This window comes from Candidatus Binatia bacterium, from assembly GCA_036504975.1.
Taxonomy (GTDB): domain Bacteria; phylum Desulfobacterota; class Binatia; order UBA9968; family UBA9968; genus JAJPJQ01.
The window spans coordinates 1-14,642 of record DASXUF010000020.1; the positions used below are offsets into that span (position 1 = coordinate 1).

The 14,642-nt window shown below is 60.6% G+C and carries 16 protein-coding genes; 2 read left to right on the forward strand and 14 right to left on the reverse strand.

Features of this window, described 5'->3' with window-relative positions; all coding sequences use genetic code 11:
* Positions 1 to 612: 612 nt before the first annotated feature.
* From VGL70_02910 to coxB, 14 genes are all read right to left on the reverse strand, one after another.
* A complete protein-coding gene (locus VGL70_02910) occupies positions 613 to 1,170 on the reverse strand; it encodes a periplasmic heavy metal sensor (protein ID HEY3302468.1) in 558 nt (185 codons plus the stop codon).
* Between the two features lie 204 nt (positions 1,171 to 1,374).
* Positions 1,375 to 2,589 (reverse strand): MFS transporter, encoded by a 1,215-nt coding sequence (locus VGL70_02915; protein HEY3302469.1) that lies wholly within the window; start codon positions 2,587 to 2,589, stop codon positions 1,375 to 1,377.
* 221 nt (positions 2,590 to 2,810) lie between these two features.
* Entirely contained in the window at positions 2,811 to 3,617 is an 807-nt protein-coding gene (locus VGL70_02920; GenBank protein ID HEY3302470.1) for an aspartate dehydrogenase, read from the reverse strand.
* Positions 3,618 to 3,715: 98 nt separating this feature from the next.
* Positions 3,716 to 4,027 carry a hypothetical protein gene (locus VGL70_02925; GenBank protein ID HEY3302471.1) on the reverse strand — a complete coding sequence of 104 codons (312 nt, stop codon included), beginning with the start codon at positions 4,025 to 4,027 and terminating at the stop codon, positions 3,716 to 3,718.
* Between the two features lie 85 nt (positions 4,028 to 4,112).
* Positions 4,113 to 4,529 carry a DUF420 domain-containing protein gene (locus VGL70_02930; GenBank protein HEY3302472.1) on the reverse strand — a complete coding sequence of 139 codons (417 nt, stop codon included), beginning with the start codon at positions 4,527 to 4,529 and terminating at the stop codon, positions 4,113 to 4,115.
* Entirely contained in the window at positions 4,526 to 4,816 is a 291-nt protein-coding gene (locus VGL70_02935) for a cytochrome C oxidase subunit IV family protein (GenBank protein HEY3302473.1), read from the reverse strand. The genes VGL70_02930 and VGL70_02935 overlap by 4 nt, the downstream gene beginning before the upstream one ends.
* Positions 4,817 to 4,838: 22 nt before the next feature.
* Positions 4,839 to 5,447: a cytochrome c oxidase subunit 3 gene (locus VGL70_02940; protein ID HEY3302474.1), complete on the reverse strand. Its 609-nt coding sequence runs from the start codon at positions 5,445 to 5,447 to the stop codon at positions 4,839 to 4,841.
* On the reverse strand, positions 5,444 to 5,734 hold the full coding sequence (locus VGL70_02945; protein HEY3302475.1) for a hypothetical protein: 291 nt from the start codon (positions 5,732 to 5,734) through the stop codon (positions 5,444 to 5,446). Before VGL70_02945 ends, VGL70_02940 begins: the two co-directional genes overlap by 4 nt.
* A gap of 73 nt (positions 5,735 to 5,807) precedes the next feature.
* Positions 5,808 to 6,641 carry an alpha/beta hydrolase gene (locus VGL70_02950; protein ID HEY3302476.1) on the reverse strand — a complete coding sequence of 278 codons (834 nt, stop codon included), beginning with the start codon at positions 6,639 to 6,641 and terminating at the stop codon, positions 5,808 to 5,810.
* Positions 6,642 to 6,655: 14 nt separating this feature from the next.
* Complete coding sequence (locus VGL70_02955) at positions 6,656 to 7,300, reverse strand: cytochrome c oxidase subunit 3 (GenBank protein HEY3302477.1); 645 nt, start codon at positions 7,298 to 7,300, stop codon at positions 6,656 to 6,658.
* A 208-nt stretch (positions 7,301 to 7,508) separates the two neighbouring features.
* On the reverse strand, positions 7,509 to 8,420 hold the full coding sequence (gene cyoE / locus VGL70_02960; protein HEY3302478.1) for a heme o synthase: 912 nt from the start codon (positions 8,418 to 8,420) through the stop codon (positions 7,509 to 7,511).
* The gene (locus tag VGL70_02965; GenBank protein ID HEY3302479.1) at positions 8,417 to 9,394 is read right to left on the reverse strand and encodes a COX15/CtaA family protein; all 978 of its coding nucleotides are present in this window, start codon (positions 9,392 to 9,394) and stop codon (positions 8,417 to 8,419) included. The genes cyoE and VGL70_02965 overlap by 4 nt, the downstream gene beginning before the upstream one ends.
* A gap of 38 nt (positions 9,395 to 9,432) precedes the next feature.
* Positions 9,433 to 11,421: a cbb3-type cytochrome c oxidase subunit I gene (locus VGL70_02970; protein HEY3302480.1), complete on the reverse strand. Its 1,989-nt coding sequence runs from the start codon at positions 11,419 to 11,421 to the stop codon at positions 9,433 to 9,435.
* A gap of 60 nt (positions 11,422 to 11,481) precedes the next feature.
* The gene (coxB, locus tag VGL70_02975; protein ID HEY3302481.1) at positions 11,482 to 12,141 is read right to left on the reverse strand and encodes a cytochrome c oxidase subunit II; all 660 of its coding nucleotides are present in this window, start codon (positions 12,139 to 12,141) and stop codon (positions 11,482 to 11,484) included.
* A 136-nt stretch (positions 12,142 to 12,277) separates the two neighbouring features.
* Here coxB and VGL70_02980 point away from each other — a divergent pair, with 136 nt between their 5' ends.
* Positions 12,278 to 12,784 (forward strand): hypothetical protein, encoded by a 507-nt coding sequence (locus VGL70_02980; protein HEY3302482.1) that lies wholly within the window; start codon positions 12,278 to 12,280, stop codon positions 12,782 to 12,784.
* A gap of 1 nt (position 12,785) precedes the next feature.
* On the forward strand, positions 12,786 to 14,369 hold the full coding sequence (gene ggt / locus VGL70_02985; protein ID HEY3302483.1) for a gamma-glutamyltransferase: 1,584 nt from the start codon (positions 12,786 to 12,788) through the stop codon (positions 14,367 to 14,369).
* Positions 14,370 to 14,642: the final 273 nt, after the last annotated feature.

The following is a 14,642-nucleotide window of genomic DNA, read 5'->3' on the forward strand; positions in this document are numbered from 1 at the left end:
CCCAGTACGGCTTCAAACTGGAATTCAACCACGACCTTCATCCACAATGTTGAGTTTAAGCGCCAGACCCGCATTCGCTCAGACACCTTGGATTTATACGCGGCTAAAGTCCCTGTCTCAAAAGAGAGCCTTCTTCCGTAGTCGGACTTGCGTCCAAGCGGAACTCCCTCTCTCTTACATGAACCATCCAGTCCAGAGGTCCTTGGCTCCCCAGCGGGTTATGTTGTCCCGCCGGATCATCGCTTACTATGACCTCATCCGAGCTTCTCTTCCCCTCCCGCCAGTTTATGTTTTATCCAGCGGGTCCTTGCCCTACGGTCTAGTATGGGCTGGGAACAAGAAGGTCCCTAATTTAAGTCGCTTGTCTTTTCCCATCGTGCCATCTTCCGTACCCCGGCGGCTGGACGACTTCTTTCGGTTGTTACTCCATCGCCCACTGTGGCTTTCCCCGTCTTCGCAGGAGGTCAGCGTCCGCTTGTCCACGCTGGCCGGTTCTATGCGTGGTTCGTGTAACGAGGCTGCAAAGTTCGCTCTATGCTACGGCCCGATGGAATTGCTAGCCCTACTCCGGCAAGGGCGTTTACATTCGAGCTTTCACCTCCTGGGTCACCGCTAGTACCGCTCGCCCTCCGGGCGGCGCGAGAAACGGTTTCCACTCAGCATGCTCCGTAGCCGGTCGCGCTGCTCCGCGGACAATACTCCTTTGCCCTGCTCGATGGCGCGAATGCGCGCGAGGCGCAGCTCGGCGCGGAGTTTCTCGATCTCTCGCACCTTGGCTTCCGCTTTCTTCAAATCCACCGGGTCGTTCCGCAAAAGCTCCGCAAGATCCATCTCGGCCACGCGCAGGTCGGATTCATTCTTGACAGCGTCACGCTCGAAGTCGCTTCTGAGCCGCTCCAGGCTCCGCACCTGGTCGGAGGAAAGATTCAGCTCGTCGCGGCGGCTCAGCATGTAACTGATGAGCGGGCGCTCGCCGCGCGCCTCTCTGAAGCCGCCGAAGTGCTCGCGAAAACGGCTCCCCAGATCGTGAAACTGGTGGTTGAGTTCATCCCAGACCGACGAAGCCTCCTCATGGAAGGCCGGCCGCAGCAGCGGCGCGTCCGTGGCTACGGCAACGGCCGCGGCCACCAGTAAAAAACTCGACAGCCCGATCAATTGAAGCTTGCGCATCTCAGTCTCCTTTCACTGCGATACCGATCAAGATTAAACCGCCACGCATCGACGTTGTCAACGAGCCGTAGGGGCCTGCCTACCAATACAAATGCAAAAAATTATGTTGCATTTTATTGTAGGGGCAGGCCCCTGTGCCTGCCCTGGGCGGCCACGGGGGGCCGCCCCTACAAAACCGATGTAACAATTGTTTTTACGTTTGTATTAATTTGTCTTGGGCTCTTCCAGAAATAGCCAGAGCGCCGCAATGCCCGTGAGAATTGCCGCGGCGAGCGTTTCCCACGCGGTCGCGTACGAGCCGGTGATATCGACAATGTAACCGAAGAGCGGCGTGCCGATGATCGTCCCCACCGAGTTGACGGTGATGACCATTCCCAGCGCGGCGCCGGTGCGCGCCTTTCCCGCGATCTCGCCGATCAGCGCGTAGTAAACTCCCTGATATCCGACCATGCAGACGCCGGCGAAAAAGATCAGCGGCAGAAGAACAACCAGCGAGGCGTCGTTCGGAAGAAAACCGAGGCTCGCCGTCAGCGCGACGGAAAGAATTCCGATCAAAACCAAAACGCTTTTCCGCGCGCCGTAAAACAGCCGGTCGCTGACGACGCCCCAGCCGACGCGCCCGACCGTTCCGCCAAGTTGCGTGAGCGCCAATGCCTGGCTTGCCCAGTAGGAGGAAATTCCTCTCGTCTCTTTGAGGTATAGCGGAACGTAGGTGATGAGCGACATCTGCCCGACGAGCATGAGCGCGGTGCCGAAGCTTAGCCAGAGCAGGCTTTTCACGAGCAAGCCCGCGGGCTCCTTTGCAGAAGGCGGCGCCGCGCCGTCGGAAAAAGCCGTCCCGGCCGGAGGCTCGCGCCACATGAACCAGAAGGCGAAGCCGAAAAGAATATTGATGAGCCCGAGAGCCGCAAGCGAACCGCGCCAGCCGGCGAGCAAAACCAACGAGGGCGCCAGGATCGCCGTGAGCACGCCGCCGGCGGGAACGCCGGTCTGCTTGATGCCCATCGCCGTCGCGCGCTCTGCGCGCGAAAACCATTCCATTACGCCCTTGGTCGAGGCCGGGTTCAAGAAGCTGTATCCCAGTCCGGCGAAGAGAAAACAGCCGAACGCCCAGCCGAACGACGGCGCCGCGGCCGCCGCGACGGTGCAGAGTCCCAATAAAATATGGCCGCACAGCGTCGTCGAGCGCACGCCGAGCCGGTCGGCGAGCCAGCCGGCGGCGAACGAGAGCGCGGCCATGCCGAGGTAAAAAGCGGTGAAGAAGAGGCCGATCTCAGCGCGCGAGAGCCGGAGATCGTCCTGGTAAAACGGCGCCAGGGTGTTGATGCCGTATTGCCCGGTCGCTCCGATCACGTGAGAGAGCGTGATGAGCGCGAGAATCTTCCAGCGAAACGGATCGCGCTCCGACGCGGCGGACATAAGGTCGATGCTTCAGTTAGCCTCGGGAAGTCCGGTCAGTTTTAGATTTCCCGAGAATGCGCGATGAGAAGAGAGATTCTTCGCTCTGCTCAGAATGACATGAGCGAGAGTGTCATCCTGAACCCTTCGGCTGTCACTCTGAACGAAGTGAAGAGTCTCAGGGTAAACTCCATGAAGGATCTCTCTTGAAATTATCAGGTCCTTACGTTGAGGTGCACTCCTCATGTTCCCACGCGAACCGTGTCGGCCGCGTCGTTGATGGACCGTATGATCGAGAGCGCCGTCAGCTTTCCGGTGCGCGGGTTTTCGCTGGGAACGTTTTCGATGTGCACGGCCAAGCGGCCGAACTCCCCTTCGACCTCGACGTCGTGGCAGTTGCGCTTGAGGCCCGGAACGGCGACGATGCGCGCGCGCGTCTTGTCCGGCCCGAGGCCGGCGAGACTCACGGCCGCCGTGACGTTCACGTTGGCGGGAAAGCCGCGGCAGGCCTCACGCGCCGTGCCGGAAAATACCTCGCGCTCTTCTTTGAGACCGGCCAGAGAAATTCCGCGCTCCGCGAGATACGGCGCGCCGTCGAGGCCGCCGGGCGGCTTGCGCGTCGTGATCGTCACCGACGAGACCTGCCCCGCGCAGGCCGACTTGACGCCGTCGAGACCCGCGATCGCGCCGGACGGGATGAAAAGCCGCTGCCCGCGCTCGCGCGCCGCCGCGATGATTTCCGGATGATCGAGCAGCGCGCCGACGCTCACCACCATCAAGTCCTTACCCGCGGCGAAAACTTTTTCCGCCAGGTCGGGTACGACGCGGCCTCCCGCCGCTTCGATGACGAGATCGGATTCGGCGATGAGCTGGGTGAGATCCAGATACGGCGGCGGCTTCAGCAGCGTGGCCAAAAATTCCCGCGCGGTTTTTTCCGTCGCGCTCGTCACCCCGGCCACCGGGACGGAAAGTTTTCCCGCGTCCGCGGCCTTGACGAGCGCGCGTCCGATCGCCCCGCAGCCGACGATGCCGATCGATTTCACAGCCATGACAGCCAAGCTCTATCTAGCGTGAAGCGCTTCGCGGTGTCAATGAACGATGACGTTGCGGCGGAGAAGGCGACGGGATTTTCGAGATGAATAAGAGACTATGCTTGGCTGGTTCTCGCTCCGGGATCGGCGTAGATCCGGATGGAATCGTCCGGCAGGCGATATCCGGACGTGATCAGCGTTACCACGCTGCGGACGTTTCGGCTCACATCGTCGATGCTGCTCACGGGAAACCCGTCTTCCAAGAACCTGCCGATCAGCTTATCTTCGCCCATGGTCACGATCTTGAGCGCCTCGGGCGTGTCCTCTTTGAAATAGTGCTCGGTGCCGCGCGTGCAGTTGTCTAGTTCCCGCTGCAGCTTCGTCGAAATTTTTATGCCGACAAACAAGCGCTTATCTGCTTCGACCATGTTAGCGTCTCCCTCACCCGTTCTTAATCTTCAGGCCACCATCGAGTTTGCACCGGTTTCGGCGCGGATGCAACGGTTCGCCCGGCTACATCCTGTAAAGCATCCAGTAAACGATCACGCCGGTCACCGACACGTAGAACCAGAGCGGCAGCGTCCAGCGGGCGATGCGCTTGTGCCGGTCGAAGCGGCCCCGGAGCGCGCGTGAGAGCGTGATCAGGACCAGCGGCACGATCGCCACGGCCAGGATCGTATGCGAGATCAGAATCGCGAAGTAGACGCGGCGTATCCAGCCTTGGCCGGCGAAGGCGACGGAGCCCACGTGGTAATGATAGATGAGATACGAAGTCAGGAAGAGCGTCGAAGTCGCGAACGCCGCGAGCATGCAGACGCGGTGGGCGGCGATCCGGCCGCCGCGGATGAAAAAGTAACCGGAGAGAAGGAGCAGCGCGCTGGCCGAGTTCAAAGCGGCGTTGAGGACCGGCAGCGACGAGAGCGGAATCAAGGATGTATATCGGGCAAGAGCATTAGACTGAGAAAAACGCATAGGATCAGCGGCGTGAGCGCGATCAAGGCGAGCGTGGAGCGCTCGAATTTGAGATGCATGAAGTAGAGCGCCACCATCGCGGCTTTGGTGAAGGCCATGCCGACCAACAGGATGACCATGATGAGCTTGGGGAAACCCGCGTAGGCTACGACGACCTCGGCGATCGTCAAGGCGAGAAGCCACCAGAAAACTCCCATGTAGTTGGGTTGCGGATGACCGTGAGTCTGAACCTGTGCCGTTGTCATCGTTCTTCCCCCGTTAGCAGACTTATATGAGATAGACGAAAGTGAAAATCAGGATCCAGACGAGATCGACGAAGTGCCAGTACAGGCCGGCGATCTCGACGTGCTTGGGGCCGTAGCGCCCGCGCAGGCAGGCCGCCAGAACGCAAGAGTTATAAATGACGCCGCCGGTCACGTGCATGCCGTGAAAACCCGTGAGCACGAAAAAGGTCGTCGCGAAAAGATGCGTGCTGAAGGAGATTCCCGCTTCCGGCAGCCGTTCGGTGATCAAATGGGTCCACTCGTAGGCCTGGCATCCGAGGAATAGAAGCCCGCCGCAAATAGTCAAAAGGAGAAATTTTTTGAAGGATTTCTTGTCGCCGTTTTGAATCGCGGAGAGCGAGAGCACCATCGTCACGCTGCTGATGATCAGCAACAAGGTCATAAACGCCGTCAGATTGATGCCCAACACGTTCGAAGGTTTCGGCCAGTTCGAGCTCGCGTGGCGCAAAAGCGCGTAGCCCACGATCAGGCCGCCGAACGACATCGCGTCGGCGGCGAGAAAAACCCACATGCCTAACTTTCCCCAGCTCTCGGGAGTCAGGGGAGATTCCGCGGCCTCGGCGGCGGAATCGATCGCAGCAGCTTCGCTCATCTTCCACTCTCCTTGTGAGTCCAAGCCAAATTCACAACCGGCGCCTTTTCGGTTTCGCCGCCGGTCTTCTTCGCCGCGCGCCGATAGCTATAGAAGAAAAAGCCGGCGACCGAGACGAGAATCGTGTAGGGCATCGCCATGAGAAACAGCACGCTCCAGTTGAAGGCGTCGGTCAACCGATCGCCGGCCGCGCCGCCGATGCAGACGGCGCAGGCGTGCGCGGCGTTTTGAAACGAGACGCAGACGAGCCCGATCGCGACCGCGCATATTTGAATTTCTCGCTTCATAAATTTAGTAACCGAGAATTATCTTATCGTCTCCCAACTGTCAACCGATTCAGCCTACAGTTGCCCCCTTTGGTCAGTGACTCTTGATCCAGTCTGCGATCGTCTTGACGACATCGTTTTCGATGCCGAAGAAGCCGTGCCGCGCGCGCGCGTCGCACGGGCCCGACAACGGCGCAGCCCCTCCGGTGAAAACCTTGTGCTCCTTGACCGAAGTCCCGGTAAACCGGGCGAGGAGCGTGGCGCCGATCGCGGCGCCTCCGGGGCTGCACTGGCAGCCGTCGTCTTGGTGCGAGACGACAAGAACCGGCCCCGTGAAGGCCGAGAGCGACGCGTCGTACACGCTCTTGCCGCAATGCCCCGCCCCATCGAGTTGGGTCATCGTGGAGGTCAGAACGATGCCGTGCGGCCGCGGCAACTGCTCCTGCGCCGCCAGCCTTGCCGCTGCGCCCGCCGTCGAGAGCGTGCCGGCGCTCGTGCCGACGAGCCAAACCGGCGCGCCGACGCGTTTATTCAAGTCGGCGATGACCTGACCGATCTCTCGCGCGTGTTGCAGCGAGAGACGATAGGCGCCGTCCATCCCGCCCTGCCGGTCGGATGCGGCGTCGAGCGCGGCAACGTAGAGACTTTCGCGCGCGAACCGGCCGCGGGTGCGGATCAGGAAATTCACGCCGAGGTCGCTCCCGATCGCGCCCGACGGACTCAATTTTAGCGCGCCCTTTCCGCCGGCAAAGAGGACGACGGCGGCTTTGGGCGGCTCGCTGCCGGCGACGCCGATATACTTCATGGCGACGCCGGAGCGGACTTCGATGCCGATGACCTCTTCCTTGAGCTTTTCCGGCTGCTGTTGCGCGGCCGAGGAGAACGCGAGCGCAAAAAACGGCGCGATGGCAACGACGGGGATTCTCAAAGGTACGTTTACCCTTAATATAAATAAACCAACCCGTAGAGCGCCGGCCACAGCACGACGACGAAGGTCCAATACATGCCGCAGAGCTGGACGCCGGTGTAATCGCGTCCCGAAAATCGGCCCTTCCGCGCTTGCATGAGAACGATGAGCAGCCAGAAGACGGCGCCGAGGACGTGAGCGCCGTGACACCCGATCAGGGTGTAAAAAGTCGCGCCGTAGACTCCGCTCGATAGCGTGAGACCGTAGTGAATCAAGCGCAGCCACTCGTAGCCCTGCACGGCGAGAAAAACGGCTCCCAGCGCCACGGTCACCGCCAGCCATTTTGCCAGCGGCGCCGATCTTCCGGCGCGCGCGGCCCTGAGCGCGACGTGCATGGCGACTCCGCTCAGCAGCAGAATGACCGTGTTCGCGCCGGTCACTTCCACGGGCAGGCGCGGCTGAAACGGCGGCGGCCAGGACGGGCTGGCGACGCGGAAGACGATGAACGCACCGATCAAGCCGGAGAAAAACATCGTCTCCGCCACGAGCAACATCAGAAGCGCAAGTCGCGCGTTGCTGACGATCGGCCGCGGCCGGTCGACCGGCCGGTCGGGCGGTTCGCCGCCGCCGAAGGCGGGGAGCGGCTCGACGACTTTCCGTGCGATTGCTTCTCGGGCCATGGAAATCAGGCGAAAAGGCTCCGCCAAAAATATCGGCGGATCAGCCTACGGCTGAAACAGGCATGAGTTTTATTACTCGCGCCTCACGCCTTCCGCCTCTCGTCTATCTTGCTATTAAAAACCCTACCACCGCGCCGATGTAGAGCAAAGCCGCCCCAGCCAACATGAGGCCGACGCATAGATTCTTTTCTTTCACTCGCGCCATCTCTCATCCAAGCGGAGGTATTCGGTCGAGCGCCATCACGACCAACAGGGCCGGCAGATAAATCAGCGAAGCGAACAGCAATTGCCGCGCCGCCGTCGAGGTCGGCGCGAACGCCAGACGGACGCCGTAGGCGAGAAAGCCCGCTCCGAGGACGAGCGCGGCGGCGAAATAGAGCGCACCGGCTGTTCCCACAAGCGTCGGCAACAAGCTCACCGCCAGCAGCGCGAGACAGTGCTCGACGATCTGGCGGCCGGTGCTGCCGCCGTCGGGCTCGACGATCGGCAGAAAGCGGATGCCCGCGCGCCGGAAATCTTCTCGGTAGACGGTGGCGATCGCCAGCGTATGCGGAATCTGCCAGAGAAATAAAATCGCAAACAATACCAACGCGGGAACGCCGATCTCGCCGCGCGCCGCCGTCCAGCCGATGACCGGAGGAAGCGCGCCCGGCACCGCGCCGACGATGCCGCAGAGCGAGCTTCTTTGTTTCATCGGAGTGTAGGCGAGGAGATACGTCGCGACGATCGTCGCGGTCACTAAGGCGCTCAGCGCATTGACCGCGAGCCCCAAAAGCAGGAGGCCGGCGGCGGCGAGCGCCACGCCGAAGATCAACGCCTCCGCGGGTTGGATACGGCCGTCCGGCAGCGGGCGGCGGCGCGTCCGCTCCATGAGCGCGTCCGAGCCGCGCTCCAGGAATTGATTGAGCGCCAGAGTCCCGCCGGAAGCCAGAGCGGTCCCGCCGAGCGCGGCCAGCAGCCGGAAATATCCCGGCGCAGAGTCGGCGCCGAGATAGTAACCGACGAACGTGGTGATCAAGACCATCAGCGTAACGCGCGGCTTGGTGAGCTCGAGATAATCCGCCAAGCGCCGGTAGCCGCTGTGGATCGCGACGTCGATCGTCTCTCCGGTAAAGCTCATGCGGAGGCTTCTTTCGTTCTCGTCGTTGCCGCGTCAAAATCCGCGGCGCGCGTCAAACGGCGGCGCGGGAACAGCTTAAAGGATCTCAAGGTCAAAACAAGGCTCGCCGCCAGCATGAGCGCGCCGACTACCACGTGACTCGTTCGCACGATCACCGTGAAAACCGGCGGCAAAGTCACGACGAACTTTCCGAGATAGGCGCCCAGCCCCAGCGCCAGTTGCACGAGCAGCAATCCGCTCAGCAAAACCGCCGGACACAGCAATCCGCGCCGGCCGGGATGGCGCTGGAAGATGCGTGCGCCGAGCAGGATCACGTGCAGCACAACCAGAGCCGCAAACAGCAGGTGGACTTCCAGCAGCTCGCCGCTGTGGCGGAGCACGGCACCGAAAATAGCCTGGGCATAGATCAACCCGGTCGTGATGAGGGCGAGGCGCTGGAGGCGGCCCGCGTCCGCGGCATCGACTCGCGGAGACTCTTCGCTCCACTCGCGCGAAGTGAAGAGCGCGAGACCGACCGCAAGCGCGAAAAAGGCCTGCGCCAGGCAGGCGTGGAGGATCGCGAGCGTCTGTTCGAGCAGCACGACGCGGAGCCCGCCGACGATTCCTTGAGCGGTCACGAGAGCGAGCGCCACCGCGCCGAGCCGCCGCAGCCACGGTCGCGTCTCGTCGCGCCAGAGCGCCACGGCCAGCAGCACGGTCAAAAAACCTACCGCCGAGGCGGCGAGCCGGTGGCTGTGCTCGTAAAAAATATTCCCGACCATTAGCGACCCGGGATAGAGGAACGGGTTGTAACCGAAGGTCGTGGGCCAATCGGGCACCGCAAGCCCGGCGCCCTTCGTCGTGACCAGGCCGCCGATGAAAAGAAGCGGAACCGTGCATATGGCGGTGAGCACGGCGAGCCGGTGCGGCCATTGGTTAAAGGATGAGGGATGAAGGATTAGGGATGAATCCGAATTTCCGCCTTCCGCTTTCATTCCTTCGACTACGCTCAGGACAGGCCTTCCGCTTTACGCTAGTGCGCTCTCGCGGCGGCTCCGGTTCCCAATTGCTGGTTCTGCGGCAGCCAGTCCTCCTTCACTTCGGGAGAGCTATACTCATAAGCGCCGCGATAGACCACCGGCGTGGTCTCGTAATTTCCGTGGGGCGGCGGCGATGGAGCGGTCCATTCGAGCGTATTGGCGAGCCAGGGATTTTTGCCGGAGCTTTCGCCGAAACGGCCCATGTTGCGCAGGGACCAAAAGCTACCGGCGAAAAGCGCAATCAAAACAATCCATGCGACCACCGACCCGCCCTGGACGGCGGACCACGCCTCGTGCAACTGTGGCCACCAAGAACCTTTCAACAGCCAACCCGCCGTCGAAAAAACAATGACATATACCGCATACCCAAAGACAGCCGACACCACGGTCCGAACCACCATGCGGAACCATCCCGCGTTCCATCGGAGGAGACTGGCGAAAAAGTTTACCAGGAAGACTATCTGGGAGAGCCCCAGGACAAGGGCACTCATCGTTATAAAGAGATTGATGTCTTGCAACGGCTGGAGGAATTCGTATTGCGTTGGATTGTAAATCCGCCGCATGTGGCCGCCGACGCCCAGGAAGTGCATGGGAAAAAACGCGCCGTTGAAAAAAATATAAGTCAGAACGAAGTGGATCTTCCCCAGCGGCTCGTTCATCATCCGGCCGAACATCTTCGGGAACCAGTAGTAGACGGCGGCAAACAGCGCGAAGATGATTCCGGCGACGACGTAATGAAAGTGGGCCACGATGTAATAGGTGTCGTGGATGAAGATGTCCACCGGGGTCGAGGCCATGAAGATGCCGCTCAATCCCCCGATGAGAAAATTGGAAACGAAGCCCAGCGCAAAGAGCATCGGCGAGGTCAAACGAATCGATCCGCCCCATAGCGTGCCGAGCCAGTTGAAGGTCTTGATCGCCGACGGGATCGCGATCACCATAGTGGACATCATGAAGGCCGTGCCGAGGAGCGGGTTCATGCCGCTGATGAACATATGGTGGCCCCAGACGACCCAGGAAAGAAAAGCGATCGCGATCATCGAGAAGGCCATCGCGTGATACCCGAAGATCGGCTTGCGCGAGAACGTCGAGAGAATGTCGGAGGTCACGCCCATCGCCGGCAGGACCAGGACGTAAACTTCCGGATGGCCGAAGAACCAGAAGAGGTGCTGCCAGAGAAGCGGCTCGCCGCCGCCCTGGGGGAGAAAGAAGCTCGTGCCGAACATGCGGTCGAAGAGCAGCATCGCCAGCGCCGCGGTGAGCACCGGCAGCGCGAGCAGGAGAAGAATCGCCGTGATGAACAGCGACCAGATGACCAGCGGCAGGCGGAAATAGGTCATGCCCGGCGCGCGCATGTTGACGATCGTCGTGATGTAGTTGATCGAGCCCATCAACGACGAGATGCCGAGAATGATCAGGCTGATGATCCAGAGATGCTGCCCCCAGTCTACGCCCGTGAAGGCCGCCTGGGCGGAAAGCGGCGCATAAGCCGTCCATCCCGAGGCGGCCGGCCCGCCGGGAACCAAGAAACTCGACAGCATCACGACTCCCGACACGAGACCTGCCCAGAAGGAGAGCATATTCAGCCTGGGAAAGGCCATGTCGCCGGCGCCGATCATCAAAGGTATGAGAAAGTTTCCGAAGCAGCCGACCATGATCGGCATGACGACGAAAAAGATCATGATCGTCGCGTGCATGGTAAAGAAGGCGTTGTAGGTCTGGGGCGGAATGATGCCCTCGTAGGCGTACGGTTCCGGCACCCAACCCAACCCAGGCACGGCCGTCTCGGGCCAGGCGAGCTGCCAGCGCATGGACATCGCCAAAAGCCCGCCGATCACCAGCATAAAAAGTCCCAGGAACAAAAATTGCCGGCCGATCATTTTATGGTCCGTCGAAAAGACGTAGGTGCGCCAAAAGCCCAACTCGTGGTGGACCGCGCCTCCCGGCGCATGCGCCGCATGGACTGTCGCCGTATCACTCATCTTTGTTCACCTCGACTAGCAAAAATTCCGGCTGAAGGCTGAGGGCTGATCGCTGAAAACTTATTTTTGAGGCCAGGCCGTCTGCATCCACTTCGCGTAGTCTTCCGGGCTGTCCACGTAGAGCCACCCCTTCATTCCGGAATGGCCGAAGCCGCACAGCTCGGCGCACGGCAGCTCATACTTGCCGGCCTTCACCGCTTGGAACCAGACCAGGATGTCTTTCCCCGGAAGCGAGTCCTGTTTCAGCCGCAGGTTGGGAAGGAAGAAGCTGTGGATGACGTCTCTGGATTTGAGAATGATGTGGACGACCTTGTTGACGGGAACATGGATGTCGTTGTCGACCTGGACGTCGTCCTCCGTGCCGTATTTTCCGTCCGGGCCGGGATAGAGGACTTCCCAGTTGAATTGCTTGCCGGTGACCTGCAACTGAACATCCGGCGGCGGCGCGTGCGCTTTGATTTTTCCCCAGGTGGAAACGCTCGCAAACGACAACCCGATAAAAACGATGGCGGGAATCACCGTCCACGTGATCTCCAGCGCGGTGTTGCCGTGCGTGTAGACGGCGCGGCGCCCTTCGCGGCGGCGGTACATAATCAGAAACAGGATCATCAGCACCGTCACCAGAATGAAAGCCGCTCCGGTGATGTAATAGATGATGTAAAAGAGACGGTCGATCTCTCCGCCAAAAGTCGAAACGTCCTCCGGCAACCAGCTCATCATGCGAGTGAATTTTCCTTTTTCGGTTTACTTTTTCGTTCTTGCTAACATAGGCATGCCGCCAATGCAAGAGGAACGCCGAAAGGTTTGCAAAAACCGCTTTCCGATGGTAGCGATGAACTGATTTACCGGAACGAACGTGAATTTTTTGCCCATTTTGCAGAGCGCGAATCTCTGGCTGCATCTTGTCTCCATGGCCGTCTGGCTGGGCGGCATGGCCTTTTTTCTTTTCGTCTTCGGCCCGGCGGTTCACGGTCTTGCGCCGGCTGACGGCATTCGCGCGCTGAATCACGGCCGCGAGTCGCTCCAGACTTTGTCGTGGATCGCGGTCCATCTTTTGTTCCTCACCGGCGTGCTGAACTTCTTCTTCCGCCTGACGGCCGACGGCGTTCATCCGGAGACCGGCTACTATTGGATTCTGGGAGTGAAGCTTTTGCTTTTTTCGGCGATGATCTTTCACCATTTCCTCCAGTCGCTCAAATACGCGCCGAGAATCGCTTCCGCCACCGCGGAGATGGAGCCCGGCGCCGGCTCCTGGCCCGAGCCGCTGCTCGCGTCGTGGAGAAAATGGTTCGTGCTGTTGAAGATCAACACGTCGCTGGGAGTGATCGTCCTGCTCCTCGGCCTCGCTCTGAGCGGGAGATAGCATGAAAAAATTATCCCCCGGGCGCTCGATGCCGGTAGCGGCACGCGGCATGGTGGTCTCGTCCCAGCCGCTCGCCACGCAGGCGGGACTCGATATCTTGAAGCGCGGCGGCAACGCCGTCGACGCGGCCGTCTGCATGGCTGCCGTGCTGAACGTGCTCGAGCCGATGATGACCGGCGTCGGCGGCGACGCTTTCATTCTCATTTATCTGGCCAAGACCGGAGAAATCAAAGCGCTCAACGCGAGCGGGCGCGCGCCTTACGCCGCGACGCAGGATTATTTCCGCGACAAAAAGATCGACGCGATTCCGGACGCGGGCATGCTGCCGGTGACGGTCCCCGGCGCGCTCGACGGCTGGGCGCTCGTAACCGAGCGCTACGGCACGATGCGCTTGGGCGATCTCCTTCAGCCGGCGATCCGGTACTCCGAGGAAGGATTTCCCGTCGCGGAGAAAGCCGCGCATGAGTGGCGCAAAGCGTCCGGAAAACTGTCCGCGCACCCGAACTCCGCGGCGAATTACCTCGTGAACGGCCGAGCGCCGAAGGCGGGAGAAATTTTCCGGCAGAAAAATCTCGCTGCCAGTTTGAAGAAGATTGCCGGCGGAGGAAAAAAAGTTTTTTACGGCGGCGAGCTGGCGGAAGAAATCGTGAAGTTTTCACGGCAAAACGGCGGCCTGCTTTCGCTGAAAGATTTCTCGGACCATACGTCCACGTGGGTCGAGCCGATCAAAACCAATTACCGCGGGTACGAAGTTTTAGAGATGCCGCCCAACACGCAGGGCATGACCGTGCTCCAGATGCTGAACCTGCTGGAGCGGTTCGACCTCCGCGCTCTCGGCTACGGCAGCGCCGCGTACATTCATCTGCTCGTGGAAACTAAAAAACTCGCGTTCGCCGACCGCGATCGATATCTCGCCGACCCCGACGTCGTTTACGTGCCGGTGGAAAAGCTCATCGGCAAACCGTACGCGGCGGAACGAGTGAAGCTGATCGATCCGGATCGGGCCGGCCGATTTCCTCCCGGGCTCGGCGCGGTTTCCGGCGACACGCAGGTCTTCTGCGCGGTCGATAAGGACGGCAACGCGGTTTCGTTCATCAATAGTCTCTTTGAAACTTTCGGCTGCGGGCTCGTCGGCGGCAATACCGGAATCATGCTGCAAAATCGCGGCAAGCTCTTCTCTCTCGATCCGGCTCACCCCAACTGCGTCGCGCCGCACAAGCGCTCGCAGCACACGATCATGCCGGCCATGGTCTTCAAAGATAAGAAACCGTTTCTAATCTTCGGCGTTACCGGCGCCCACATGCAGCCGCAGGGACAGGTGCAGGTGCTGGCGAACCTGATCGACTTCGGGATGCCGCTGCAGCAGGCTATGGACGCGCCGCGGGTGAATCATCTCGATGGATTCGAAGTGGCGTTCGAGCCCGGCTTCGATGGAGGCGTAGTCGAAAATCTAAAACGGAAGGGTCACCAAATTGTCGGCGAAGCCAACTTCGGCGGCAGCCAGGGAATCATGATCCATCCGGAATACGGAACGCTGCTCGGCGGTTCGGATCCGCGCAAGGACGGCTGCGCCCTCGGCTACTAACAGGATGGCCCTTCACCGTTGAACATCGGCGTTGGCTGCTTTCCTCATTGTCTTCCTTCGAGACCTTCGTGTCCTTCGTGGTTAAAATCCTTTCACCACGAAGAGCCTAGCGCGGCGGAGCCGCAACCTAAAGTCGAAATATCTCGCGCAAAGACGCAAAGGGCGCCAAGGTTCCTCAAATCCCCCTCTTTCCCCCTTTGTCAAAGGGGGATGAAGGGGGGATTCCTCGATTTCTTTGCGTTCTTGGCGTCTTGGCGCGAGCAAATCCCCGCC